This is a genomic window from Providencia sp. PROV201 (assembly GCF_028479545.1).
In the GTDB taxonomy this organism is placed as follows: Bacteria; Pseudomonadota; Gammaproteobacteria; order Enterobacterales; family Enterobacteriaceae; genus Providencia; species Providencia huaxiensis.
This window is the reverse complement of record NZ_JAMPNW010000036.1, coordinates 1-23,952: the sequence shown is the minus strand read 5'-3', so window position 1 is coordinate 23,952 and position 23,952 is coordinate 1. Positions and strand designations below refer to the sequence as shown.

The following is a 23,952-nucleotide window of genomic DNA, read 5'->3' as shown; positions in this document are numbered from 1 at the left end:
TTTTTTAATAATAAGGTGGGAAACCACCTTATTAACTTAAAAATATTTAATCATTTAAAGGGAAATAATCATGGCAACTCCACATATTAATGCAGAAATGGGTGATTTCGCTGATGTCGTTCTGATGCCAGGCGACCCATTACGTGCAAAATACATCGCTGAAACTTTCCTTCAGGATGTTCGCCAAGTCAATAATGTGCGTGGCATGTTAGGTTTTACAGGGACTTATAAAGGTCGTAAAATTTCTGTAATGGGCCACGGCATGGGAATACCTTCATGCTCCATTTACGCGAAAGAGCTGATCACTGACTTCGGTGTAAAAGTGATTATTCGTGTGGGTTCATGTGGCGCAGTTATGGATGACGTGAAATTGCGTGATGTTGTGATTGGTATGGGCGCTTGTACTGATTCACGTGTTAACCGTCAACGCTTTAAAGAAAATGATTTTGCAGCGATTGCAGACTATGACTTAGTCCATAATGCGGTTGAAGCGGCAAAAGCGAGAAATGTGAATGTCCGTGTGGGTAACCTGTTCTCAGCAGACCTATTCTACTCACCAGACCCTGATATGTTCAAAGTGATGGAAAAATACGGCATTCTGGGCGTTGAAATGGAAGCTGCGGGTATCTATGGTGTTGCGGCTGAGTTTGGTGCGCGTGCATTAACGATTTGTACCGTTTCTGACCATATCAAAACTGGCGAACAAACTACGTCAGAAGAACGTCAAACCACGTTCAATGAGATGATTGAGATTGCACTGGATTCAGTGTTGTTAGGCGATAAATAATCGTTAGATGTTTTCATTATGCTATAAATGCCACCGATTGAGTGGCATTTTTTGTGAAATAAAAACTCTAAATCCCCGAAATGATCATGTCAACAGCCGAAATAATTTTTGCATGAACATTCGGGATGATACAGACGAGGTCACGTGGCTTAAGTTTATTAATGGAAATAGTGGTTATGGATTTAGTGATAATTACATGGTGAATACCATTAATATAAACCACAGGGGTTAGAGCCTTAACTTGTGAATTGTTATGCGATAATGGCGATATAGGCATGATAACACGTGAGTGATAGTCACTCAGTAGGTCATTTTGGATATCAATAAGATAAGGATATTGGTCTTTCGACCTGATTGATTTATTACGATAAACAGCATATTGAGGCATTAAATCACCCCATACTCATGATCATCAGTAAATAGCCCTGCTTGTTGTTCAAATTCATTAAAGTTATCAATGTTTGTTCTATTTTTTTCTTTCCATTTGGCGTCAGAGCTTTGTTTGATAGCAAGGGGGAAATCTTGTTGTAGGTTTGCCTTATTTTGCGTCTCAGTGAAATTATTTTGCGTTTTCATGGGCTACCTTAGATTAAGTGGATAAGATGGAGATTACTTTAAGGTAGCACCACTATGCTGGCAACTACCATGGTCTTTTTAAGACTAACTTTTTATCCGACTCATCATCACTGCATCAACGTATTGCCCATCACGAAATGCATAATCTCTCATGCGGCCTTCTTGTTCGAAGCCAAACTTTTCATACAGCCCAACGCCACTGCCATTTGCTGCAAACACTTCTAGTTCTATGCGATGTACATTCAACCAGTTATCGCAGTAATCCACCATCACTTGCATCAGTTGTGAGCCAATGCCTTTGCCTTGGTGGGCTTCACTAACGGTAATGCCGAAGGTGGCGACATGGCGACGACGCACTTGGCTTGGTTGGCTAATTACAAGCAAACCGACAACTTCCTCACCAATGGTGGCAACAAACTGGGTGACGAGAGGATCATTTTCCCCGAGGCGAGCTTCCCATGTTTTTTCTGTTGGGTAAGGCAGTTGTAAGGTGTTGGCATACGCAGAATAGTCAGCGTGCATTTTAGTGATGGCTGGTACATCGTCCAGCGTTGCTCTGCGGATGGTTACGTTGTTCATTACTTTTCTCATTATCGTTGTTTTTACAATAATATTAATCACATTAAAAATATATTATGTCAATGAGATATAAGAGTTATCACATAAAAACGATGGAATAAATTGAGTGTTTTGCAATCGCTATTTGATATAAAAAATAAATAGAAGCTTATACTATTATGAGTAATTTAGTTTAAATTAATTTAGGATTATGTCTGAATGCGCATTTAGAGTTTAACTTTCAATGTTTGTAATTGGCATTTTTTGATTTGTTCAATATAAATAAAAATGATTTAAGTAGTAATTATCTTATCGCAGATGAGGTTCATAATTTATTGAGATAAAATGGTTTTATTAATGATTGTAAATTAAGGGGAAGTCATGGGTGCTGAAAAATCCTGTTATGGGAAAATTGATTATTCCCGAAGTGGAATTGATTTAACTAATAAAATAATTGATTATTGTTCTAGGTATCAATTGATAGATAGTGCTGATGTATTGTTGAAGGATTGTTTCCATAGTAATATTTCGAAAGTTAGTGTTCAGGTTGATGCTAAAAAATATTATAAAATAATAGGTAATATAAATAAATCTCTTCATGGTTTTAATTCTCAAGATTTTTGCGATGGCATCCGAGGTGTTATTATTAAACAGGCAAAAACGTTAAGACCGAATGATAATAAGGATTACTCGAGTTTAATTAAAAAATCAAAAGCTATTAATACCAAAAATCATTCATTATGCGAAGCTATTTCACTCAAAGTGAAAAATAAATCTATTGATGAGAAGTCAATTAAAAAGATTGATGAAATACTAAAAAATGCAAAAAAAACAATGTCGAATGAAGAGTTTAAATCAACATTGCTTGAAGCTCAAGTTTTAGCATTAAGCTGTAGAAGTAAAACTGTTTATGAAATGATAAACAAAGTTTTAGCTCCGCATATCGAAACTAAAGATCAATATCAATATCCTGTAGGTTCAAATACTCAGTTAGTTCAGCAGAACGCTGAAACTTCTCGACCTGATAAAGAAAAGCTCCTAGGGAGTCAAGGAAATATAGCAGTAATATCAGAAGAAACAATGATACAGAATGAGGTAAGTGACAAAACAAAAAAAGCAGGTACTTTGGAGCAAGGGCTTGCTTCCAATGTATACAATAGTGATTTATCTAATCAGGAACTAAAAAAAATTGTGCCAATAGAAAGTAATTCTATAAATAATGAATCTATAGAAAAGATGGAGCACTGTAAAGGACGGGTTGATAAACTGAATATTGCGGTAGTTACTGATAAAATAAATAGTATGGTCAATGGACTTTCAATAAGAAAAAATAAATTAAGTCAGCCTGAACCAAGTGAAAAAGAACCTAAGTTTCAAAAAATCCTTGCTAGTCATACGATAGAGGAAGCGATTGAAATTAAAGTGCCTTTTAATGGAATCTCGGATAAGTCATTAAGCTTGATTGAGTCTAAAATTAAGGCGAGATTTAATAAATTAAAGTCAAGTGAAACACCCTATCTATTTGAAAAAGAAATGTTCGATGCACAGAAAATACTAAAAAAATACGACAATAAATTGGTTTGTGAAAAAATAAATAATATTATCAATAAATTTTTAGACAGAAATGAATTATATATTAGAGAAAATAAAGTTCCGATGGACCGAATCTGGTGTGCCATAAATTCCGTGAGTTCATTACAGGATATTACACCACGTAAATACAATGAATTTAAAATGGCAATTATAGATTACTTGAAAAAAGAACCAATTGAAGATATTTTTAAGTCTTCATCCGAGTTAATGCGAAAAGTATCACGTTATACTCATGAAAATATTGCTAAGGAGGTTAATGGTTTCATAGAAGATTATTCAATAGGTAGAGTGAACGAATTGAGTCAAAATAAAAAGTCTAGTATTGAAAGTGAATTAGAGTTATTGGAATCTAAAGTAAATATCGATAAAGAAGAGTTAATGAAGGATATGAGTTTAAAAAAAATAATTTCACATGTATTCAGTCGAATGATTAATAATATACGAAGGCTATTTTCCAAAAATTAATGGTTAATTTTATTTATGTGAAAATAGACAAATTAGCCCGTTGTATTTACGGGCTAATTTTTACTCATATCAAGGCGTCATCATAAATACTTTTGAATTTTGCCCTAAGTATTGACGAGCCAAGCGGTTAATATCTTCAACCGTTAACTGGCGAATAATATCTTGCTCTTGGTTTAAACGCTGATATTGCCCATCATCGCTGGCAATCTGCGCTAGAGCCTCAGTCCAATAGCTTGAACTATCCGTCACTTGTGAGTTCTCTGTTAGCCAAATATTTTTCGCTTCGGTTAGCTCTTTTTCACTCACACCTGTTTGACGAATTTGTCCAATCGTTTTTTGGGCGATTTGCGTCATTTCTTCGGCTCGTTCAGGTGAGGTGGTGAAATTCAAGCGAGCGAGGTAATAAGGTTGCGGTTTCTTCGCTAACATCTGCGAGAAGCCTAATGCATAAATGCCGCTGGCTTTTTCACGTAATTCACCGCGCAAACGCTGACTCACAATGGTATCAATAAGTTGAATCGCTAAGCTGTCTTGCTGGTTCCACACTGCTGGCGAAGCGAATTGAATGCTTACCATGCTTTTATCACTGCTGCTGATGGGATAAGTTTTATTAAAGCTGGCCATTTTGGGCATGATCCCTTGGTCGCGGGATACCAGTTTTTGGTTACTTTGTGGCAGTGATGCAACCCATTGCTCTAACAGCGGTTTTAGCTCACGGCTATTCATTGCACCTGTAATGACCAGTGTCATATCTGCTGTTGAGGTGAGTAATTGACGGTTGGCTTGTTGTAACTGCTGAGCCGTAAATTGTTGCCAGCTACCCTGTGGATTGATCACTAAAAATTCACCATGGGTATAGCTTTCTTGATTGATATTATCAAGGAACGTGCGTTCTACGGGGGTCTTGGATAAATTTAATGCAAAGGATTGTTTTTGTTGCTCTAACTTTTCACCACTAAATTGCGGCGCTGTTAGCTTCAGGTTGAGTAGCTGTAGAGCCGTTTCGAGGTTATCGGCAGGGGTTTTCCCACGAAAACCATGCGTGAGCAATTCACTGTATGGGCGAACGCTAATTTGGTTTTGCTTTGCCAGCAGAGCCAGATCGCGAGCGCTGTAGTTTCCATAACCGCTGCTTTCCGGTAATTTTAATGCCCAGTCGGTTAAACCTGCCGTTTGCAGCGTTTCTAACGAGCGGCCGCCCGGTAATTGCAAGTTAAATTGAATGTCATCTTTCAGGTTTTTATCTGTTTTAACAATCACCTGAATGCCGTTGCTTAATGTCCAATGTTCCGTTTTTTCAACGGGCAGCTTAGATTGCTCAACAATACTACCTTTTATGGATTGAGGTAATTGCAATTGAATTGCTTTGGAGCGCAGTGTAAATGGCCCCGGTGTGCTTTGGCGTATTTTAAGCCATTGTTGATTAAATGCCGATTTATCAATTGCCGTGGCATCAGTATCGGGTCCAATTAATGCTAAACGTGGGGACGCGGTTTGTAGGAATCTAGCGACATGCTGTTGTAAGTCCTGTGGCTTAACGGATTTCATCAATTGGTAGCTGTTATCTAACTGTTGGCGTTTGTTCCACATTGGCATGTCATATTCAAGCGCGGTTGTCAGCTGTCCTGCTAAATATTCATTACTATAACGTTGCTCTGAAGCAGCTTGCAGGCTGAATTTCTTCAACATCGCTTGCTTTGCTGAATCAAGTTCTTCTTGGGTAACTGGCTCAGTGGCAAGGCGCTGTAGCTCTGTGAATAAAATCTCGGTGGCACCTTGGTAATCATTACCTTTCGGGTGGATAATCATCAACTGTTGTAAGCGCTGGTTATCTAACATTGCGCCTTGTTCATTGATGCTAATTGACGGCAAAATACCGTTATCCACCATAACGGAGAAACGTTGGTTTAAAATGGCTAACCAGAGGTTATCCAGTAAATCGTCTGACTGCCCTAAGCGTGTATTTAGCGGTGCGCTAACATCTTTTTGTAAGGCGAATTGCACATAACGCGCCCCTTGCTCTTTATCAAACACACCTTGCACTAACATATTGGTTGAATGGGCAAATTGCTTCCATTGTGGGTTATCTTCTGCCACTTTTTCGGGCTTAGGGAGTGCAAATAAATTATCAACCTGATTGCGTACTGATGAGCTATTGAAGTCACCAATAATCAATAGTGACATCCGCTGAGGTTGGTACCATGTTTGGTAATAATCTTTTGCCTGCTCAATCGGGGCATGACGTACCACATCTAATGAACCAATGGGGTTGCGATCGACATAACGGCTACCGTGGTAACGTAATTTTTCTAAACTATCGTTGATGCGATAGCCCATCCCTTGGCGTAAGCGCCACTCTTCGACAATCACAGGGCGTTCTTTTTCAAAGGCTTCTTGGTCAAATGTCATATTTGACGCCCAATCTGCCATTACCTGTAAGCCAGTGGCGACTTGTGCTGCTGTAGCCTCAGGGAGTGATAATTTATATAGCGTGGAATTTAAACTCGTAATGGCATTCACATGGCTACCGAGTTTAAGCCCTTGGTGTTCAAGCTGTTTGAACCCCGTTGTTCCCGGAAAATGTTTGGTGCCTTTAAACGCCATATGTTCAGTAAAGTGCGCGAGACCAAGCTGTTGTTCATTTTCTTGTAATGAACCGCTACTGACCAATAAACGCAGTTCAACCCCGGGTTGATTACGTTGTAGAAGGTAAACTTGCAGCCCATTTTCGAGTTGATAGTGCTGAAGGTCACCGCGTACGGGTAATAGTGAAGTTGAATTTTTGCTCACAGATGTGCTGCCTGCGCAGCCACCGAGCAGAATACCAATCAGTGTGGCAAAGGTAATTTTACGAAGCATATTCAGGCGTTCCTGTATTTAAGAATTTTTCACTCGCAGGTTCCACGAGTAATATGTGTTGTTCCGCAAATTGAGTCACGAAGCTCTGATGGCTAACCAAAACAATGGCGCTATCATGTAATTCAGCTTTCAATAAAGCGAGCAGCTCTAGTGCGCTAGTTTCATCAAGGGCTGAGGTCGTTTCGTCTAATAAAAGCAGTTTTGGCCGGTTGAGTAATAAACGCGCAAACATAATGCGCTGCTGTTCTCCACCAGATAAACGGTTATTCCAATCGGTTTCGAGTGCTAATTGATGATGCAGCTTTTCTAAACCGACTAACGTCAAGGCATATTGAAAATCTCGTTGGCTGAATTGGGACGCCGCTTTGGGATAAGCCAATAAGCTATCAAGCCGACTAATGGGTAAATAGAGGCGCTGTGGGATCCACATGACTTTTTCTGTTCGGCTGATAGTCCCGTTGAAGAAAGGCCAATGCCCGCTGAGTGTGCGTAATAAAGTCGATTTACCAACACCAGAACGGCCACTAATCAAGGTTAGTTCGCCTTGTTTGGCGGTTATATTCACGGAATTAATTAAGCAGCGGTTGTCAGCAGTAGAAACGGACAATTTAGCGACCAGAGGTGGCGATTTTTCGTCGATAGTCACCACGGCTTTGTTATCGTTTTCCAATAAAACCACAAAATTATATAAACGCGATACTGTTGCTTGCCATGCGGCAATTTCTTTATAAGCAAAAATAAACCAGCCCAATGAAGTGGCAACACTGGTAAAAGCTTGGCGTAGCTGCATTAATCCACCTAACATAATTTCACCCGCAAGGAATTTAGGCAGTGCGAGTAATACAGGAGCTAAAGCGGTAATTTGCTGGTAACCCACTGTATAGAAAGATAAATTTCGTTCACAACGGATCAGACGGTTCCAGTTGGTGATGATTTCTCCAAATCGCCCCATTAGCTCTTTTCTGTCTTGGGTTTCGCCACGCTGCCCCGCAATGGCATCACCGTGTTGGCGGCAATTAATTAGCGAGCTACGGTAATCCGCTTCGCGGCGCTGTTTATCCATATGCAAGCGACGTAGCGGAAAACCTATCCATTGGGTAAGCGCGATACCAATGAGGGTGTAGATGATACAAGCCCAGAACATATAACCGGGGATGGTCCAGTCGCTATCGGCAAAATTAAACGACAGGCTGCCAGACAATGTCCAAAGAATGGCGGCAAATGAAATCAGCGTTAGCATTGAGTGGAGGAATGTCACCACTAAATTTAATGTTGATTCAATCAGTAAACGGATATCTTCAGCGATACGTTGGTCTGGGTTATCGGGTTCTTGAGACGTTAATCTTAAGAGGTAATGTTTGCTGTTGGGCGATAACCAACGGCTGAGTACTTGCTCAGTCATGCCTTTGCGCCAGCGGATAATGAGCATTTGTTTTAGGTAATTACCCATAACAACGACAAATATCAGCCCACTGACTAAGACAACAAAGTATTGCAATAAGCCATACAGCGCTTGGCCGTCGAGTTTTTGTAGGGAGTTATAGAAATCCCCATTCCACATGTTCATTTTGACGTTGAACCAGACGGATGACAACGTGAGCCCAAGCGAGGCAAACAGCAGTATCCAGCACAAAAGGGCAGCACGCTGCCCCCAAAAAGGTTTTACTAAATAGAAAAATTGTTTCAGTGTCTTCATGACGTTTTATTCATTTGTTGTTTTAATTGTTTAACGAGTTTTATTGCTCACATTGCTGGGAATTACAGGTCGTAATTGACTTGTAACCAGAACTGACGGCCCGGGTCGTAGGACTTGATGTCCCTACCTGAATAGGTGAAGCGGTCGGCAACGTTTTTATTATTGAGAATGTTGTTCACTTCAACGGAGAAGCCAAATCCATAGGCAAAATCGGGTTTCCAGCCAAGGCGTGTATCCCATGTGTATTTGCTGGCATAGTGTTGGTCGACATATCTGCGAATTACACCATATTCAGGATCTTCGTAAATACCGTTTCCATTGCCGTAGCGAACAACTTGATCCCTTGCTCCCCACCACTGTAGGCGGTTATACCAAGTGAGGTCATAGTCGTCCCAGACACTGGTTAATTCAACGTTGAGCTTAAATGGTGAGTTAAAACTGGTTGACGGTAATTTAGATGAATCTATAACTTTGCCGTTATAGAAGACTTTATTAAGATTTAGGTCATTACGCCCTTCATAGTAGTTATAACCAGAATCTTTTGGTGTATTACTATCAGTTTGCTGCCAAGTCAGTGAGGCACTCATGACATGGGATGCATCTGCCCATTCCCAAGGTTGAGTGTTATTGACGGAAAGAGTGATGCTATCGTGTGAGCTACGGCCTTTGTTATCGAAGACTTTGATTTTACTTTGTGGATCCCACATATCAGATTTGTTTGTTTTTGTGCGGGAACGAACCTCATCATAACCTTCACGGTGGACATACTGTAAACGCCATGTCGTTGATAAAATCTCTTGCTGTAATGCAAGTGTCAGTTCATCGTTATAAGGCGTTTTCAGTGAATCTAACCCTTCATAGTCTTTTTTATCTTCCCAATCATTATTATTCAGGTTTAATGAGCAAGGAAGATCAGGTCCCCATGCATTACAGGTTTGCATCCCACCATTTTGCGCGCCATAGAGGGCATAAGTTAGCATTGAACGCCCATAATAGCGGTTCACACCAGCGATAAACTGTGTTGCACCATCACCAAATACATCGTAGGTACCGCTTAGTCGAGGGGCGATATTGTTACGACCAACTAAATCGTCACGATCTAAACGAATACCAGGGCGCAATGTTACTTTACCAACTTGGATGGTATCATCGAGGAATAGTGCATAATTGGTATAATCGGCAGAATATGACCCTGCTTTAAAACGCGTTATGTTATGCAAATATCCATTATAGTTGTCATCGCTATCAACCATGCCTGCATAAGTATAACGGAGATAATCATTATCACGGACATAGGTTCCCTTGGTGTAATTCACCTCAGCACCCATCGTGGGTTTATGGCTCAAGCCTAAACTGTCCTCTTGCTCATTGAATCGCATGACGGTTTTTAAACTGTGTGTATTTTGTTTTGATTCTAAATCACCGAGTCCACCACTGTTTAATTCAGAGTCTCTATTCCATGCTTGAACCGTTAATGAATATTTTTGGTCATTTTTGCGGTCATCTTTTAGTTTTTGAGTGTTAGCTGTGACTTCCAGTTGCCCCAAAGGAAATTGGTGTTTAAAAACAGCCGTCAGCCCTAATCCATTGTGCGTGGAATCATACCCAGAGTTCATTATGGAAGAGGAGAATAATCGACTTTCATAAGACGCATAGTTTGCCGATAGGTCAAGAGTACTTTCACCTGATATATCAACAGAATACTTTAGGAAATAGTTATCAGAAGTACGACGTTGATTTTTTTTACCATAAGAAAAATCAGCCCATTCAAGTTGATTATTGTCGCCTAAAATAGCGGAATCCCCGCCCGTGACTGTCATTGGAATAGTCGAACTACGACGTGAAGCGGAGAAAACTAACCCTGAATTTTCACTCACCCCTAATTCAAACCAGCCACCAAAGTCATTTTTATCATAGCGGTTTTGGAAACGAGCTGGGTTGGCGGTATCATTTTTGGTGGTATCAATCCCTTGCGATGAATCGTGGAACAAATTATTCCAACCGGAACGGGTTAAGCGGTAATAGGCGTGAGCGCTATTTTCCCCTTGCCAGCGACGGCTATTGACTTCCACTGTTCCCCCCGTAAATCCGCCAAATTCGACTGGAATGTTATTGTCATACACTGTCATGCTGTCGATAAGGCGGCTATCGATATAGATCCCTTGGTCGCTACTGCTCAGGCGGGTTGAAGTTTCACCGAGACCGTTGTCTGCAGGGTCAAAATCGTTGTTAAAGCTTACGCCATCAAGGCGATAGGCATTTTGGTAACTGCTTGAACCATGAATTGAGATGCGGGAAGGTTTGATTTCCCCTTGGTTCATTGAGTTGCTGTCATTATTGGCAAATTGGACAGCAGGGTTAGTTTTCATCAAATCCGTAATATTGCCATCACCCGTATTTCTTTGGCTAATTTCTTCAGACGTCACGTATTGCGGTGCTGATATCACATCTGTCGCAGGGTGGTTCTGAACAACGCCAGAGACTTGGGTTTCTGGTAATACCAATGTGCCTTGGCTTAAATTTTGCTGACGAATAACGAAAACACCATTTTCATTGATTAACTCTAATCCGCTACCGATGAGTATTTTTTGTAATGCGGTTTGTGCGGAGTAGTTGCCAGACAATGCAGGTGCGCGTAAGCCACTTAATTGGCCTTTATCATAGAGCAATTGGATTTGCCCTTGGCGGCTAATTTCAGCGACAGAGGTAGCAAGTGATTGTTCTGGTAATGAAAAATTCATTTCTTGCGCGAAGGCAACTTGACAAGTAATAGCACTACTGACCGCCACAGCAAGGGCGAGCGGCCTTAATCGGCTTTGAGTAAACTGAATAGACATGGATATCCCTTATTCTTAAGCTGCACAAAAAGTGTGCGAAAATAGGTCAGCAAAATGATGACTAGTTAAGAAGAGGGTGAAATGAGAATTATCCTCACCTGCAAATGAAAATATTTTTCATTTATTTTTTTTGTTTTGAATAATCAATACGTTATTTTTGTCTCGGTAGACAACTTGTACGGGAAGTAAAGAGGGAAGGGCCTGAAAAAACTGTTCTGGCTGATGAGTATTGATGCGACCTGAGATTTTACTCTTCGCCAATTGAGTGGGGGAAAGCTCGATATTTATCGACGAATAGTTTTTAAGTTCGTCGAGTACCTCTGAAAGCGGTTTATCAACAAAAATTAACTCACCAAAACGCCAACGAGCCACATCTAGCGGGTTGATTTGTTGGCGAGTGATTGGGCTATTTGGTGATTGACTGACTGCGCTGTCTCCGGCAAGTAAGAATACTGGCTGTTTGCTTGCTGCATCTTCAAAACTGACAATGCCTTTGCTGACATTCACGGCAACTTGCTGAGCCACTTTGTTAATTTCAAATTCTGTCCCCACCACTTGAATACGTCGGTTATCAGCTTGAACAACAAAAGGCCGATAAGGGTTGGATTTGACTTTGAAGTAAACATTTCCCTGTTCTAGATACAGGTTACGTACTGGGGTTTCATAGGCAACATGAATGCGTGTATTGCGGTTGAGAAATAGCTGGGAGCCATCAGGCAATGTGACTTCTTTAGGCGTATTCGTTGCTACTAAAGTCATATTATTGAGCAACATTGCAGGCAAGTGGCTGTATGGCAAAAACAAAATAGCCGCAATGAAAAATGCCGCTAGGGTATTGCCCAAAGGGCGCCATAAGCGAAAAAAAGGGCGTTTTTCCTTGGGGAGTGTTGTGCTAGCAGGGCGCGGCATGTGATCAAAATCGCGCCATAGCCCAGCGATGGCATCATAAGCTCTTGCATGTTCAGGTGACGCTGCAATCCATTGTTTGAATTGCTCAGTTTCAAGGGCACTGATTCGTTGGCTGTGCATGCGGGTAAACCACAGCGCAGCCTCTTCATCAATGCGACTTTCATCATCTGCTGTTTGCAAAGAGTCGTGTGTCATTACAAATTATTGCCCTGATTATCAAGGTGTTTTTTACAGTGAACAAGTGCTGCTGCAATATGTTTTTCCACCATACTGATTGAAATTTCCATTCGCTCAGCAATCTCACTTTGAGATAAACCATCAAAACGATAAAGCAAAAAAGCTTCTCTTCGACGGGGTGGCAACGTTTCAAGTGCTTCGCTTAGCCGTTGGATCCGTTGCTGATGTTCCAATATTTCACTGGGATCAGCTTGGCTCTGTTCAAAATGAGACTCATGAGTAACATCATCAATGGATGTTTCTGATCTAGTTTGGCGTTGGTTACGTCGCCAATGGTCAATCAAAACATGATTCGCAATTTTAAACAGGTAAGCGCGGCTCTCTTTTACAGGCGTTTGTTCTTTACGGTTTAGCCATAGTGTAAACACATCCTGTGATAAATCATCAGCATCATTGCTGTTATCTAGCCGATTGCGGAAAAAGCGCACAAGTTGGCTATATGTTGACTGATACGCACCGCTAATTTTACGGGCAAGAGATTTATCAATAGTCATTTTACTGGTGTTAATGTCATAAAAGAGCACAATTGTGCTGATTAATAATCTGCTCAGATTACTTTATTATTTAAATCAATAAGTTGTTTTAATAATTGTGTTTTTACTAATAATAATGAATATCATTTTTGTTTGTATTATGCCTATAATCTGCAAAAAATAAAGTCGTGAGGCAGAATATGAGCAGTATGACGGGCCAGTTAGAGCGCCCGATTTTCCGTCCACTAGGCGGTTTGGTTTTAAGTTGTCTTTTCCATGGAACACTGGCAATCATTTTTATCGGGTGGTTTACCTCTTCAATTCCGAAGACTGGGGTGTTACCTCCGGCAATCTCGTTGCAGCTGGGTGTTTATCAGCTTGAACAACAGGCAGAGCCTGAAATTAACCATGCACCTAAACAACAGATGACAACGCGAGAGGAGTCATTACCTGAAGTTGTTGAAAAGGTCGATAAATTACCTGAGACTGCGATCGTAGATAATGGCACGTTAACAAAAGTTAGCGAAAAAAAACGCCCACCGAAAAAGAAAATTCCGCAAGAGAAAAGAGTAATCGAAGAAGCCCCTGTTACCACGCAGGAGTCTACGGTGACTTCCGCTCCTGCATCTGGAAGTGAATCTAGCAGCAGTGCGAATTTTTCCAGTAATGCGTCTGCGGCAGTAAGTGGGCACCAAGGTTGGCAAAGTGAGGTTCATCAGCGGATAGCCAAAACTAAGCGCTACCCGCGTGCAGCACTGCGTTACCGTTCAACAGGGGTCTCTCATATCAAAGTGATTTTGGATAGACGGGGTGAAGTGATTGCCGCCAGTTTATTGAATTCATCCGGTACAAAAATATTGGATAAAGAAGCATTGGCGACAATTTCACGTGCAGCGCCTTTCCCTATGCCACCAGAAACATTGTTGGTCGATGGCCAAGTCGAGTTTGTTGCGCCAATTGTGTTCGACACAACCTCTATTTAAATTCAACCAAATAGCCCTTTTGGGGGCTATTTATCAGACGAATTGGGCTTGTTTTTTGGGGTAGGCCGCTTAGGGCGATAAGGCCGCTGTTCTTTTTTTCGTTTTAAACGTGCAGGCTTCGTTGCCGGGGGCGCTTTGCTTCCTTGATTGTCGTCTTCATTACTCTCATCGTCTTCATTATCATCTTGATTTTCATCCGTATTAACGACTAGCGGTGGGGCTTGCTTGTGGCCTTTCTTTTTCTTTAAACGCAGTAATGTATTGGCTAAAACGAAGCCAATACATAAGGCGAGTAGAATAAAAATTCGCAATACATTGGTGCTGTTATCGGCTTGTTGAATTTCAGCGGAAAGGAGCTCTGTATCAATAGTTAAACGTAAATAGCCTTTTGGCTCTTTTGTGCCTTGGATGGGAACGACAAGTTGGTATTGAAAATTTTGCAGTGATGAGTTGTCATCTATTGCGAGCCGTTCTTTTACCGTTGCAGGCTCACCGACTTGAGTGATCAGTGTGCCACTGGCCGTATAGATGCTGGCATCTAAAATATACCTATCTTTTACCACGTTATTTAAATTGGCATTAATTCGTTCTAAATTAAAATCTTTACTGCCGGGAACAATATAATCAGATAAGCTGAAAGCGACTTGCTTAGCAAGAACATAGGTCAATTGTTTAAATTGCTCAATTCGGCCTTGGTTTTGGCTATTTCCTAAATAAGAAATACCATGCATGAGTAAAGTTACCAGCGCAACGCAGATAACGATAATAACTGTTTTGTGGAGCTTAAAGGTAAGTTTCATTGCTTTATTGGTGCTCTCGACTTATTTTGAGTATAAAGGTGTCGTTATACTTCAGCGAATATAGGGTTATCTTCCGTTTTAACAGTAAATACATAAGGTCATAAAGCCTTAAAATTTAGTATAGTGGCTTCGTTCGGCTGCTCGCAACTCTCATTATAAAAAAGTTACACTCTAAATAATTCGAGTTGTATGTAGGCGACAAACGAAGATAGTCCGATGAACATACACAAGTATGTGATTCGGCTAGCTGAGCGTAGTCAACAACCAGACAACTTGAAGTATGACGAGTATATCGATTACAGGAGCTAATTTTCATGTCAACGAGCTTAACCTATTGTTATCTACCCGACGAAATCCAAAAATGGCCGGGGTTGCCATTGTCGTTAAGCGGTGAAGAAGTGATGCCATTGGATTATCGTGCAGGTGACAGTGGGTGGTTACTATATGGTCGTGGCTTAGATAAAGCGCGGATCAGTAATTTCCAACAGCGATTAGGGATCGCTATCGTAATTGTCTCCTCGTGGCGTATTGATGACTACCAAGTGGTCAGAATTGCCGGGAGTATTACCCCTCGAATTAAAAAACTCGCTGACGAATGTTTATTAGATGTCGTGCCATTGGGGCAAATTCCACGTTTGCGTTCACCGGGTCTATTACTGATGGATATGGACTCGACAGCTATTCAAATTGAATGTATCGATGAAATTGCTCGCTTAGCCGGAGTGGGGGAGCAGGTGGCTGAAGTGACTGAGAGAGCCATGCTAGGGGAGCTCGATTTTACGGAAAGCCTACGAGCGCGAGTCAGCTTACTTGAAGGTGCAGATGCCGCTATTCTTGACCAAGTGATGGAAACACTGCCTTTGATGCCAGGTTTAACAAACCTCGTGCGTAAATTACAAGCGATGAATTGGCACATTGCGATAGCATCCGGCGGTTTTACTTTCTTTGCGGATAATTTACGTCAACGGCTTAAATTGGTGGCTGCTGTTGCGAACCAGCTAGAAGTGAAAAACGGTAAGCTAACAGGCAAGGTCAGAGGCCCAATTGTGGATGCAAAATATAAAGCGCAAACCTTGGTTAAGCTGGCAGAAAAACTGGAAATTCCAATCGAGCAAACTGTTGCCATCGGTGACGGGGCAAATGACCTGAAGATGATCCGTAAAGCGGGGCTGGGTATTGCTTATCATGCGAAACCAAAGGTGTATGCAAGGGCGAAGGTCGCTATTCGTCATGCAGATCTCATGGGGGTGATGTGTGTATTGAGTGGGGGCCTCAAACACGAAGAACGCTAAATATTCTTCATATTTCGTGCTGTGGCGGTGTTGGCCGCGCTCGCTAACCCTAGTCACATACTTATGTATGCTCCTAGGGCTTAGCTTTACTTGCCGCCTTGCTACAACACCATCCATTTAGAATATTAAGCTAAATTAGTATTCAAAATTTTAAGAAAATTTAGAGTGCTGTGGTTCGTCGGTTGTAATACAGAATAATTTTAAGAGGAGTTTGCTGTGGCGAAAGGGGTTAAGAGAGCGTTTGTCTGTAATGATTGCGGGGCGGATTATCCACGTTGGCAAGGGCAATGTAGTGCTTGTCATGCATGGAATACCATTACAGAAGTGCGTCTGGCCTCCACAAGCTCTTCATCGCGTAATGACCGCTTAACGGGGTATGCAGGGAATGCTGCTGGGGTAAGTAAGGTTCAGAAGCTGTCTGAAATTAGTCTTGAAGAACTTCCTCGTTTTACTACAGGGTTTAAAGAGTTTGACCGCGTGCTCGGTGGGGGAGTCGTACCGGGCAGTGCCATCCTCATTGGGGGGAACCCGGGAGCCGGTAAAAGTACCTTATTGCTGCAAACCATGTGCTTATTGTCACGTGAAATGAAAACCCTGTACGTCACAGGGGAAGAATCACTTCAACAAGTGGCGATGCGAGCACACCGTTTAGGGCTACCGACTGACTCACTCAATATGCTGTCAGAAACCAGTATTGAGCAAATTTGCTTAACCGCAGAGCAAGAACAACCCAAACTGATGGTGATTGACTCCATCCAAGTGATGCATATGGCTGACATTCAATCATCACCGGGGAGTGTGGCACAAGTGAGAGAAACCGCGGCTTATCTCACTCGCTTCGCCAAAACGCGTGGTGTTGCCATCATAATGGTCGGTCACGTCACCAAAGATGGCTCACTGGCGGGACCAAAAGTTCTCGAACACTGTATTGACTGTTCTATCATGTTAGATGGCGATGCAGATAATCGCTTCCGTACTTTGCGTAGCCATAAAAACCGTTTCGGTGCAGTGAATGAATTAGGCGTGTTTGCCATGACAGAACAAGGGCTTAAAGAAGTGAGTAACCCTTCGGCAATCTTTTTAAGTCGTGGTGATGAAATTACTTCAGGAAGCTCCGTGATGGTAGTTTGGGAAGGAACACGGCCTTTGCTGGTGGAAATCCAAGCGCTTGTGGACCATTCAATGATGTCGAACCCACGGCGTGTTGCGGTTGGGCTTGAGCAAAACCGTTTGGCCATTTTATTGGCCGTATTACACCGTCATGGTGGTTTGCAAATGTCAGACCAAGACGTTTTTGTTAACGTCGTGGGTGGGGTAAAAGTGACTGAAACCAGTGCGGATTTAGCCTTATTACTTTCTTTGGTTTCCAGTTTTCGTGATCGTCCATTGCCTAGAGATCTGGTTGTATTTGGTGAAGTGGGGCTTGCAGGGGAAATTCGCCCTGTACCAAGTGGGCAGGAACGTATCTCTGAAGCAGCAAAACACGGTTTTAAACGCGCCATTGTACCCCATGCGAATATGCCCAAAAAATCACCGCCAGATATGAAAGTGTATGGCGTAAAAAAATTAGCGGATGCATTAAGTATTTTGGATGAACTATAAGCTTTTAATTTAGGTAAAAGGAAAATACATGGCTGAATTTGACTATCTCAAAAACGCAATCAAACGAGCGGGTTACACGCTCCAGCAAGTTGCGGATGCGACAGATATGACCAAAGGCTATCTCAGCCAGTTAATTAACGACAAAATTAAGAGCCCCAGCGCACAAAAAATAGCGGCTTTGCATCGTTTTTTAGGCCTTGAATATCCAAATCAGCAAAAAACGATCGGTGTGGTGTTTGGCAAATTTTATCCATTGCATACTGGGCATATTTATTTGATTCAGCGAGCATGCAGCCAAGTGGATGAACTTCACGTCATTCTCTGCCATGATGAACCTCGCGATAAAGACTTGTTTGTTAACAGTTCTATGTCTCAACAACCCACTGTGAGCGACCGTTTACGGTGGTTATTACAAACCTTTAAATATCAAAAAAATATTCATATTCACTCGTTTGATGAAAACGGCATAGAGCCCTATCCACATGGTTGGGAAGTGTGGAGTGACGGAATGAAAGGCTTTTTGAAAAAGCATAATATCAATCCGAGTTTTATCTATTCAGGGGAAGCGAATGACGCTCCGCGCTATAAAAAATACTTAGGTATCGAAACCATCTTGATTGACCCTGAGCGCACGTTTATGAATATCAGTGGTAACCAAATTCGCCAAGCGCCATTTCGTTATTGGGAATATATTCCAACTGAAGTGAAACCCTTCTTTGTGCGTAAAGTGGCGATTTTAGGCGGTGAATCGAGTGGTAAATCGACGCTAGTCAATAAGTTAGCCAATATTTTCAATACATCCAGTGCGTGGGAATATGGCCGTGACTACGTATTTAGCCACCTTGGTGGTGATGAGATGGCATTGCAATATTCTGATTACGACAAAATTGCTTTAGGGCATGCCCAGTATATTGATTTTGCAGTAAAATATGCCAATAAAGTGGCATTTATTGATACCGACTTTGTCACGACCCAAGCCTTCTGTTTGCGCTATGAAGGTAAAGAACACCCATTTGTTCAGGCACTGATTGATGAGTACCGATTCGATTTGGTGATAGTTTTGGAAAACAACACCCCTTGGGTGGCTGATGGGTTACGCAGTTTAGGAAGTGATAAAGACAGGAAAGCTTTCCAAAACTTACTTATTGAAATGCTTAAGAAAAATAATATTGAGTTTGTCCGTGTAGAATCTTCTGATTACGATACGCGCTTCTTAGAGTGTGTCACCCTCGTTCAGCAGCTATTGATGTTGGATGACTTATAAAGCCTCACAATAAAAAACGGCATCGAATGATGCCGTTTTGATTCTATCTATATGATATCGATCCCTTAAATAATTTGAATTATAGGTAGGCGGCAAGAGAGTGAGTCCCTAGGAGCATACACCAGTATGTGACTAGGGCTCACGAAAGCAGCCAACACCGCTATAATTCTAAATTATGACAGGGATTATTTGGTCATACGCTTATACTTCATCCGGTGCGGTTGAAGTGCTTCCGCACCTAACGTCCGTTTTTTGTAATCTTCATATTCAGAGAAGTTACCTTCGAAGAACGTAATATTACCTTCGTCTTGGTAATCAATGATATGAGTTGCAATACGGTCAAGGAACCAACGGTCATGGGAAATAACCATAGCACAGCCCGGGAACTCTAACAGGGCGTTTTCCAACGCACGTAAAGTTTCAACGTCGAGGTCGTTGGTTGGTTCATCGAGTAACAGGACGTTACCGCCCACTTGCAGTAGTTTGGCTAAGTGTAAACGGCCGCGTTCACCACCAGATAACTCACCAACACGTTTACCTTGGTCTACGCCTTTAAAGTTAAAGCGACCGACGTAAGCGCGGCTTGGAATTTCAAAGTTACCAATACGCATGATGTCTTGGCCGTTGGAAATTTCTTCCCAGACAGTTTTGCTGTCGTCCATCGCATCACGGAACTGGTCAACAGAGGCAATTTTCACGGTATCGCCTAATGTGATGGAGCCAGAGTCCGGTTGCTCTTGGCCTGAGATCATGCGGAACAGGGTGGATTTACCCGCACCGTTAGGCCCGATGATCCCGACAATCGCCCCTTTCGGGATTGAGAAATTCAGGTTATCAATCAGAACGCGGTCACCATAAGACTTACTTAGGTTTTCAACCTCGATAACTTTATCCCCTAAACGCGGTCCAGGTGGAATAAAGAGTTCGCTGGTTTCATTACGTTTTTGATATTCCACGCTATTAAGCTCTTCAAAACGAGCAAGACGCGCTTTACCTTTAGCCTGACGGCCTTTTGGATTTTGGCGGATCCACTCAAGCTCTTTCTCGATAGATTTACGACGAGCGGCTTCTGTAGAGGCTTCTTGCGCCAGACGTTCATCTTTTTGCTCAAGCCAAGAAGAGTAGTTGCCTTCCCAAGGAATACCTTCACCACGGTCAAGTTCGAGGATCCAACCCGCGACGTTATCTAAGAAGTAACGGTCATGCGTGATAGCCACAACAGTCCCTTCGTAGTCGTGTAAGAAACGCTCTAACCAAGCAACAGACTCGGCATCCAAGTGGTTGGTTGGCTCATCGAGCAGTAACATGTCTGGTTTTTCTAATAGCAGACGGCAAATTGCCACACGGCGGCGTTCACCCCCTGAAAGGTTCTCGATTTTGGCATCCCAAGCTGGCAGGCGTAGGGCATCTGCTGCACGCTCCAGTTGGTTATCAAGGTTATGGCCATCTTGCGCGGAAATAATCGCTTCTAACTCGCCTTGCTCTTTTGCGAGTTTATCAAAGTCTGCACCTTCTTCCGCGTAAGCCGCATAAACTTCGTCTAAGCGCGTTAATGCATTTTTCACTTCGCTAACCGCTTCTTCAACAGCTTCGCGTACGGTGTGCTCAAGGTTTAGCTTCGGTTCTTGCGGAAGATAGCCGATTTTCAGACCTGGTTGTGGACGTGCTTCACCTTCGATATCGGTATCAATACCCGCCATTATACGCAGTAACGTTGATTTACCGGCACCATTAAGACCTAAAACACCGATCTTAGCCCCCGGAAAGAAGCTCAGAGAGATATTTTTTAAAATATGACGTTTCGGTGGAACAATTTTTCCAACCCGATACATACTGTAGACGTATTGAGCCAATTTATTTACCTTTTGATTTGTAAAGGGAATTTTAGTTTTTTAGTCTATTTTTGCTTTAACAAGCTTAGGCTGAAAAGCATTTAATAAACAGCTATATAATTTTCTAGAACTATACCTGAACATCAGAAGATCATCCATCCCTCTCAGTGATACAAGCTTGATGACTTTCTATTATTAATTCGTGGGTGTATAGTGTGTCTATACGCTACACATGTAGTTGGCCATGATAAAAAGTTTTAAACATAAAGGAATTGAACACTTTTTTAAAATGGGCATTACGTCTGGTATTCAATCGAAGCACATAACAAAGTTACGGGTACAACTGACTGCGCTCAATGTTGCTAAAAAACCACAAGATATGTCTGCACCAAGTTGGAATCTCCATCAATTAAAACGGGGAGATTTGCAGCATCATTGGGCAATATCAGTGAATGGAAACTGGCGACTCACATTTAAATTTGAGGGTGAAGATGCCATTCTCGTTGATTATCAAGATTATCATTAAGTAAGGTGAACATAATGAGCAAAATGCATAATCCAGTACATCCGGGTATCGTTTTACGTGAATATTTAGAGGGTATTTCAGTCACTGAAGCTGCAAAAGCATTGGAGGTAACACGTACAACTCTCTCGCGTATTCTCAACGGTAATAGCGGTATTTCGGCAGATATGGCGATACGATTAGAAATGGCACTCGGAACCAGTGCTGAAATGTGGGTTGAGATGCAAGCCCAGTATGAACTTTGGCAAGCTTCTTTGGAAAAACGCCCCGCCATTAAACCTTTATTTCCGCGGAGGGAAGGTTTTAAGTCATTCATGGGCTGAATGATACGTAAAAGACTGTAAAGTCGAAAAATTCAAGAACTCTCTGCTGTTACTAAATAAAAACTTTCGGTAGCATTCATAGTATTGATATATGTTTAATATATCCATGATCCTTCAAGTTGCAGCGCTTTTCGTTGAGGTATAAGTGACTACGCTACGCTCGCCGAGTCACATAGTTTATCTATGTTTCTCGTCTATCTTCGCTTGTCGCCTACCTGCAACTCGAATTATTTGGGGTATATTTAGGTTAAGGCTTTTCCTGTATTTTGACTTTAGTTTAGCGATGGAGCGAGTGAATATGAAAGGTTGGTTAGCGGCAGTACCTGTGACAATGTTGCTGGTTTCCAGCACCGTATGGGCGGATTCCTTACAGGCACAACGGGAGCGTTATCAGGCAATTAAGGTTGCATGGGATGCCAATAAAATGGATGAAGTCGAGCGCTTGCTACCGACCTTGCATGATTATCCACTTTACCCTTATCTCGCTTATCGTGAGTTAACTCAAGACTTAGATATTATCTCGCCACGCCAAGTTCAGGAGTTTATTAATACCTATCCAACCTTGCCTGTCGCTAAAAACCTGAAAACACGCTTTGTCAACGAACTAGCTCGCCGCCAAGAGTGGAAATCGCTGCTTGAATTTAGCCCTGAAGCGCCAAAACCTGCCGAAGCACAATGTAATTTTTATTTTGCTAATTGGGCGGTGGGAAATAAGCAAGTTGCTTGGCAAGGGGCAGAAAAAGCCTGGTTAAATGGCCGTTCAATGCCGAGTGCCTGTGATAAATTATTTAACGAATGGGAAAAAGCGGGTTATTTAACCCCTGAGATGACCCTTGAGCGTATTAACTTAGCCATAAAAGAGGGCAATACCTCGATTGCGAGTTATTTAGCTAAACGCTTACCGCCAAGCTATAAAACGATTGGTGATGCGTTAGTGAAATTACAAAATGACCCTGCCTCAGTTGTGACATTCGCCAAAACGATGACGCCAACAGATTTTACTCGTCAAGCCACCATCGCGGCTTTTAGCCGTTATGCACGCCAATCCCCTGATGCGGCTCGTACAGTACTGAATAGCATCAGTTCTGCCCAAAAAATGAATATGGCAGAAAAGCAGTTACTTAAAGACAGTGTTGCTTGGCAATATATGGGAGATGTGACCCCAGAGCAGGCTCAATGGCGTGATGAAACTATTCAAGAAAGTAATTCATCGTCATTGAAAGAGCGTCGTGTTCGTTTAGCGTTAGGAGCTGGTGATAAAACCGGTGTTGCGTCATGGCTAAAACGCTTGCCAGCAGATGTCAAAAATAAAGAAGAGTGGCAGTATTGGCAGGCTATCACGTTAATTGATGCAGGCAAAAAAGCGGAAGGAGAGGCATTACTTCGCCAATTAACGGAGAAGCGCGGCTTCTACCCAATGGTGGCCGCACAGGTGCTAGAAATTGACTATCCGGTGTATGTAAAAAGTGCGGTTAAGCCTGATTCAAGTATTGATCAATTGCCTGAAGTGCAACGTGTTCGTGAGTTAATGTACTGGGAAATGGATAACCTTGCCCGTTCTGAGTGGGTGAGTTTAGTGGCATCTCTGCCAGCAAACCAGAAAGAGCAATTGGCGCGTTATGCGTTTGATCATAAATGGGCAGATCTCAGTGTCCAAGCGACCATCACAGCCAAACTTTGGGATCACCTAGAAGAGCGTTTCCCATTAGCGTGGGACAAAGAATTCAATCTATATACCAAGTCGAAAGATATTCAAAAGAGTTATGCAATGGCGATCGCTCGCCAAGAAAGTGCGTGGAATCCACAGGCTCGTTCACCGGTTGGAGCGACAGGTTTGATGCAGTTGATGCCTGCAACAGCAAAACATACCGCACAGAAGCAGGGTATTAATTATGTGAATACGAGCCAACTGACTAACCCGACAACCAATATTGAGCTAGGAACAGCTTATTTGGAAGATGTTTATCAGCAATTTGGTAATAACCGTATTTTAGCTAGTGCGGCTTATAATGCAGGCCCATCCCGTGTGACTCGCTGGTTAGGTAACAGCGGGGGGCGCATTGATGCGGTCGCATTTGTTGAAAGTATTCCGTTCTCAGAAACTCGCGGTTATGTGAAAAATGTGTTGTCGTATGACTTATTCTATAGGCACTTTATGGGGCAGAAAAATAGTAAGATATTGCTTCCTAATGAGTGGAATATGAAATACTAATAAATACTCTTCATATTTCGAATTGTAGGGGTGTTGGCTACGTTCGCTAACCCTAGTCACATACTTGTGTATGCTCCTAGGGCTTAGCATCACTTGCCGCCTACCTACAATCCGAACTATTTTGAGTATTT

General features: G+C 42.1%; 19 protein-coding genes. 9 read left to right on the top strand and 10 right to left on the bottom strand.

Going from position 1 to position 23,952, the window contains the following annotated elements; all coding sequences use genetic code 11:
• The first annotated feature begins 70 nt into the window (after positions 1-70).
• Entirely contained in the window at positions 71-787 is a 717-nt protein-coding gene (gene deoD, locus PR809_RS19575) for a purine-nucleoside phosphorylase (RefSeq protein WP_004914779.1), read from the top strand.
• Between the two features lie 67 nt (positions 788-854).
• Here the strand turns inward: deoD and PR809_RS19570 are convergent, their stop codons facing one another.
• The 3 genes from PR809_RS19570 to PR809_RS19560 all read right to left on the bottom strand — a co-directional run bounded on the left by PR809_RS19570 (position 855) and on the right by PR809_RS19560 (position 1,942).
• Positions 855-1,175, bottom strand: coding sequence for a CcdB family protein (locus PR809_RS19570; protein ID WP_102138941.1), 321 nt, complete (start codon positions 1,173-1,175; stop codon positions 855-857).
• Positions 1,175-1,363: a type II toxin-antitoxin system CcdA family antitoxin gene (locus PR809_RS19565; protein ID WP_102138942.1), complete on the bottom strand. Its 189-nt coding sequence runs from the start codon at positions 1,361-1,363 to the stop codon at positions 1,175-1,177. The genes PR809_RS19570 and PR809_RS19565 overlap by 1 nt, the downstream gene beginning before the upstream one ends.
• Positions 1,364-1,447: 84 nt before the next feature.
• The gene (locus PR809_RS19560) at positions 1,448-1,942 is read right to left on the bottom strand and encodes a GNAT family N-acetyltransferase (RefSeq protein WP_206276358.1); all 495 of its coding nucleotides are present in this window, start codon (positions 1,940-1,942) and stop codon (positions 1,448-1,450) included.
• Between the two features lie 360 nt (positions 1,943-2,302).
• Here PR809_RS19560 and PR809_RS19555 point away from each other — a divergent pair, with 360 nt between their 5' ends.
• Entirely contained in the window at positions 2,303-3,979 is a 1,677-nt protein-coding gene (locus tag PR809_RS19555; RefSeq protein WP_206276133.1) for a hypothetical protein, read from the top strand.
• Between the two features lie 69 nt (positions 3,980-4,048).
• Here PR809_RS19555 and PR809_RS19550 read toward each other — a convergent pair whose 3' ends face one another.
• The 5 genes from PR809_RS19550 to PR809_RS19530 all read right to left on the bottom strand — a co-directional run bounded on the left by PR809_RS19550 (position 4,049) and on the right by PR809_RS19530 (position 13,011).
• Positions 4,049-6,838 carry a M16 family metallopeptidase gene (locus tag PR809_RS19550; RefSeq protein ID WP_206276132.1) on the bottom strand — a complete coding sequence of 930 codons (2,790 nt, stop codon included), beginning with the start codon at positions 6,836-6,838 and terminating at the stop codon, positions 4,049-4,051.
• Complete coding sequence (locus PR809_RS19545) at positions 6,828-8,534, bottom strand: ABC transporter ATP-binding protein/permease (protein WP_206276131.1); 1,707 nt, start codon at positions 8,532-8,534, stop codon at positions 6,828-6,830. The genes PR809_RS19550 and PR809_RS19545 overlap by 11 nt, the downstream gene beginning before the upstream one ends.
• Before the next feature lie 62 nt (positions 8,535-8,596).
• Positions 8,597-11,371: a TonB-dependent receptor gene (locus PR809_RS19540; RefSeq protein ID WP_195698184.1), complete on the bottom strand. Its 2,775-nt coding sequence runs from the start codon at positions 11,369-11,371 to the stop codon at positions 8,597-8,599.
• A 117-nt stretch (positions 11,372-11,488) separates the two neighbouring features.
• Positions 11,489-12,475, bottom strand: coding sequence for a FecR family protein (locus tag PR809_RS19535; protein ID WP_102138947.1), 987 nt, complete (start codon positions 12,473-12,475; stop codon positions 11,489-11,491).
• Positions 12,475-13,011, bottom strand: a complete 537-nt coding sequence (locus PR809_RS19530) for an RNA polymerase sigma factor (protein ID WP_102139067.1) — start codon at positions 13,009-13,011, stop codon at positions 12,475-12,477. Before PR809_RS19530 ends, PR809_RS19535 begins: the two co-directional genes overlap by 1 nt.
• Before the next feature lie 179 nt (positions 13,012-13,190).
• Between PR809_RS19530 and PR809_RS19525 the strand changes: the two genes are divergently transcribed.
• Positions 13,191-13,973, top strand: coding sequence for an energy transducer TonB (locus tag PR809_RS19525; RefSeq protein ID WP_102138948.1), 783 nt, complete (start codon positions 13,191-13,193; stop codon positions 13,971-13,973).
• A 26-nt stretch (positions 13,974-13,999) separates the two neighbouring features.
• On the opposite strand, the gene PR809_RS19520 is transcribed toward PR809_RS19525, so the two are convergent.
• Positions 14,000-14,773: an AhpA/YtjB family protein gene (locus tag PR809_RS19520; RefSeq protein WP_102138949.1), complete on the bottom strand. Its 774-nt coding sequence runs from the start codon at positions 14,771-14,773 to the stop codon at positions 14,000-14,002.
• A gap of 314 nt (positions 14,774-15,087) precedes the next feature.
• On the opposite strand from PR809_RS19520, the gene serB reads away from it, so the two are divergent.
• The 3 genes from serB to nadR all read left to right on the top strand — a co-directional run bounded on the left by serB (position 15,088) and on the right by nadR (position 18,931).
• Positions 15,088-16,065, top strand: a complete 978-nt coding sequence (gene serB / locus PR809_RS19515) for a phosphoserine phosphatase (protein WP_102138950.1) — start codon at positions 15,088-15,090, stop codon at positions 16,063-16,065.
• A 216-nt stretch (positions 16,066-16,281) separates the two neighbouring features.
• Positions 16,282-17,667: a DNA repair protein RadA gene (gene radA, locus PR809_RS19510; RefSeq protein WP_166266610.1), complete on the top strand. Its 1,386-nt coding sequence runs from the start codon at positions 16,282-16,284 to the stop codon at positions 17,665-17,667.
• Between the two features lie 28 nt (positions 17,668-17,695).
• Positions 17,696-18,931 carry a multifunctional transcriptional regulator/nicotinamide-nucleotide adenylyltransferase/ribosylnicotinamide kinase NadR gene (gene nadR, locus PR809_RS19505; protein WP_102138952.1) on the top strand — a complete coding sequence of 412 codons (1,236 nt, stop codon included), beginning with the start codon at positions 17,696-17,698 and terminating at the stop codon, positions 18,929-18,931.
• Positions 18,932-19,116: 185 nt separating this feature from the next.
• On the opposite strand, the gene ettA is transcribed toward nadR, so the two are convergent.
• Positions 19,117-20,784 carry an energy-dependent translational throttle protein EttA gene (gene ettA / locus PR809_RS19500; RefSeq protein WP_004914750.1) on the bottom strand — a complete coding sequence of 556 codons (1,668 nt, stop codon included), beginning with the start codon at positions 20,782-20,784 and terminating at the stop codon, positions 19,117-19,119.
• A gap of 223 nt (positions 20,785-21,007) precedes the next feature.
• Between ettA and PR809_RS19495 the strand changes: the two genes are divergently transcribed.
• From PR809_RS19495 to sltY, 3 genes are all read left to right on the top strand, one after another.
• Positions 21,008-21,289 (top strand): type II toxin-antitoxin system RelE/ParE family toxin, encoded by a 282-nt coding sequence (locus tag PR809_RS19495; RefSeq protein ID WP_004905698.1) that lies wholly within the window; start codon positions 21,008-21,010, stop codon positions 21,287-21,289.
• A gap of 14 nt (positions 21,290-21,303) precedes the next feature.
• Entirely contained in the window at positions 21,304-21,609 is a 306-nt protein-coding gene (locus PR809_RS19490; protein ID WP_094962743.1) for a HigA family addiction module antitoxin, read from the top strand.
• A gap of 298 nt (positions 21,610-21,907) precedes the next feature.
• Positions 21,908-23,821 (top strand): murein transglycosylase, encoded by a 1,914-nt coding sequence (gene sltY / locus PR809_RS19485; RefSeq protein WP_206276130.1) that lies wholly within the window; start codon positions 21,908-21,910, stop codon positions 23,819-23,821.
• Positions 23,822-23,952: the final 131 nt, after the last annotated feature.

Excerpts from the sequence above, each read along its gene's own strand:
- deoD (WP_004914779.1), top strand. The coding sequence starts at position 71 with ATGGCAACTCCACATATTAATGCAGAAATGGGTGATTTCGCTGATGTC.
- PR809_RS19570 (WP_102138941.1), bottom strand. The coding sequence starts at position 1,175 with ATGCCTCAATATGCTGTTTATCGTAATAAATCAATCAGGTCGAAAGAC.
- PR809_RS19565 (WP_102138942.1), bottom strand. The coding sequence starts at position 1,363 with ATGAAAACGCAAAATAATTTCACTGAGACGCAAAATAAGGCAAACCTA.
- PR809_RS19560 (WP_206276358.1), bottom strand. The coding sequence starts at position 1,942 with ATGAACAACGTAACCATCCGCAGAGCAACGCTGGACGATGTACCAGCC.
- PR809_RS19555 (WP_206276133.1), top strand. The coding sequence starts at position 2,303 with ATGGGTGCTGAAAAATCCTGTTATGGGAAAATTGATTATTCCCGAAGT.
- PR809_RS19550 (WP_206276132.1), bottom strand. The coding sequence starts at position 6,838 with ATGCTTCGTAAAATTACCTTTGCCACACTGATTGGTATTCTGCTCGGT.
- PR809_RS19545 (WP_206276131.1), bottom strand. The coding sequence starts at position 8,534 with ATGAAGACACTGAAACAATTTTTCTATTTAGTAAAACCTTTTTGGGGG.
- PR809_RS19540 (WP_195698184.1), bottom strand. The coding sequence starts at position 11,371 with ATGTCTATTCAGTTTACTCAAAGCCGATTAAGGCCGCTCGCCCTTGCT.
- PR809_RS19535 (WP_102138947.1), bottom strand. The coding sequence starts at position 12,475 with ATGACACACGACTCTTTGCAAACAGCAGATGATGAAAGTCGCATTGAT.
- PR809_RS19530 (WP_102139067.1), bottom strand. The coding sequence starts at position 13,011 with ATGACTATTGATAAATCTCTTGCCCGTAAAATTAGCGGTGCGTATCAG.
- PR809_RS19525 (WP_102138948.1), top strand. The coding sequence starts at position 13,191 with ATGAGCAGTATGACGGGCCAGTTAGAGCGCCCGATTTTCCGTCCACTA.
- PR809_RS19520 (WP_102138949.1), bottom strand. The coding sequence starts at position 14,773 with ATGAAACTTACCTTTAAGCTCCACAAAACAGTTATTATCGTTATCTGC.
- serB (WP_102138950.1), top strand. The coding sequence starts at position 15,088 with ATGTCAACGAGCTTAACCTATTGTTATCTACCCGACGAAATCCAAAAA.
- nadR (WP_102138952.1), top strand. The coding sequence starts at position 17,696 with ATGGCTGAATTTGACTATCTCAAAAACGCAATCAAACGAGCGGGTTAC.
- PR809_RS19495 (WP_004905698.1), top strand. The coding sequence starts at position 21,008 with ATGATAAAAAGTTTTAAACATAAAGGAATTGAACACTTTTTTAAAATG.
- PR809_RS19490 (WP_094962743.1), top strand. The coding sequence starts at position 21,304 with ATGAGCAAAATGCATAATCCAGTACATCCGGGTATCGTTTTACGTGAA.
- sltY (WP_206276130.1), top strand. The coding sequence starts at position 21,908 with ATGAAAGGTTGGTTAGCGGCAGTACCTGTGACAATGTTGCTGGTTTCC.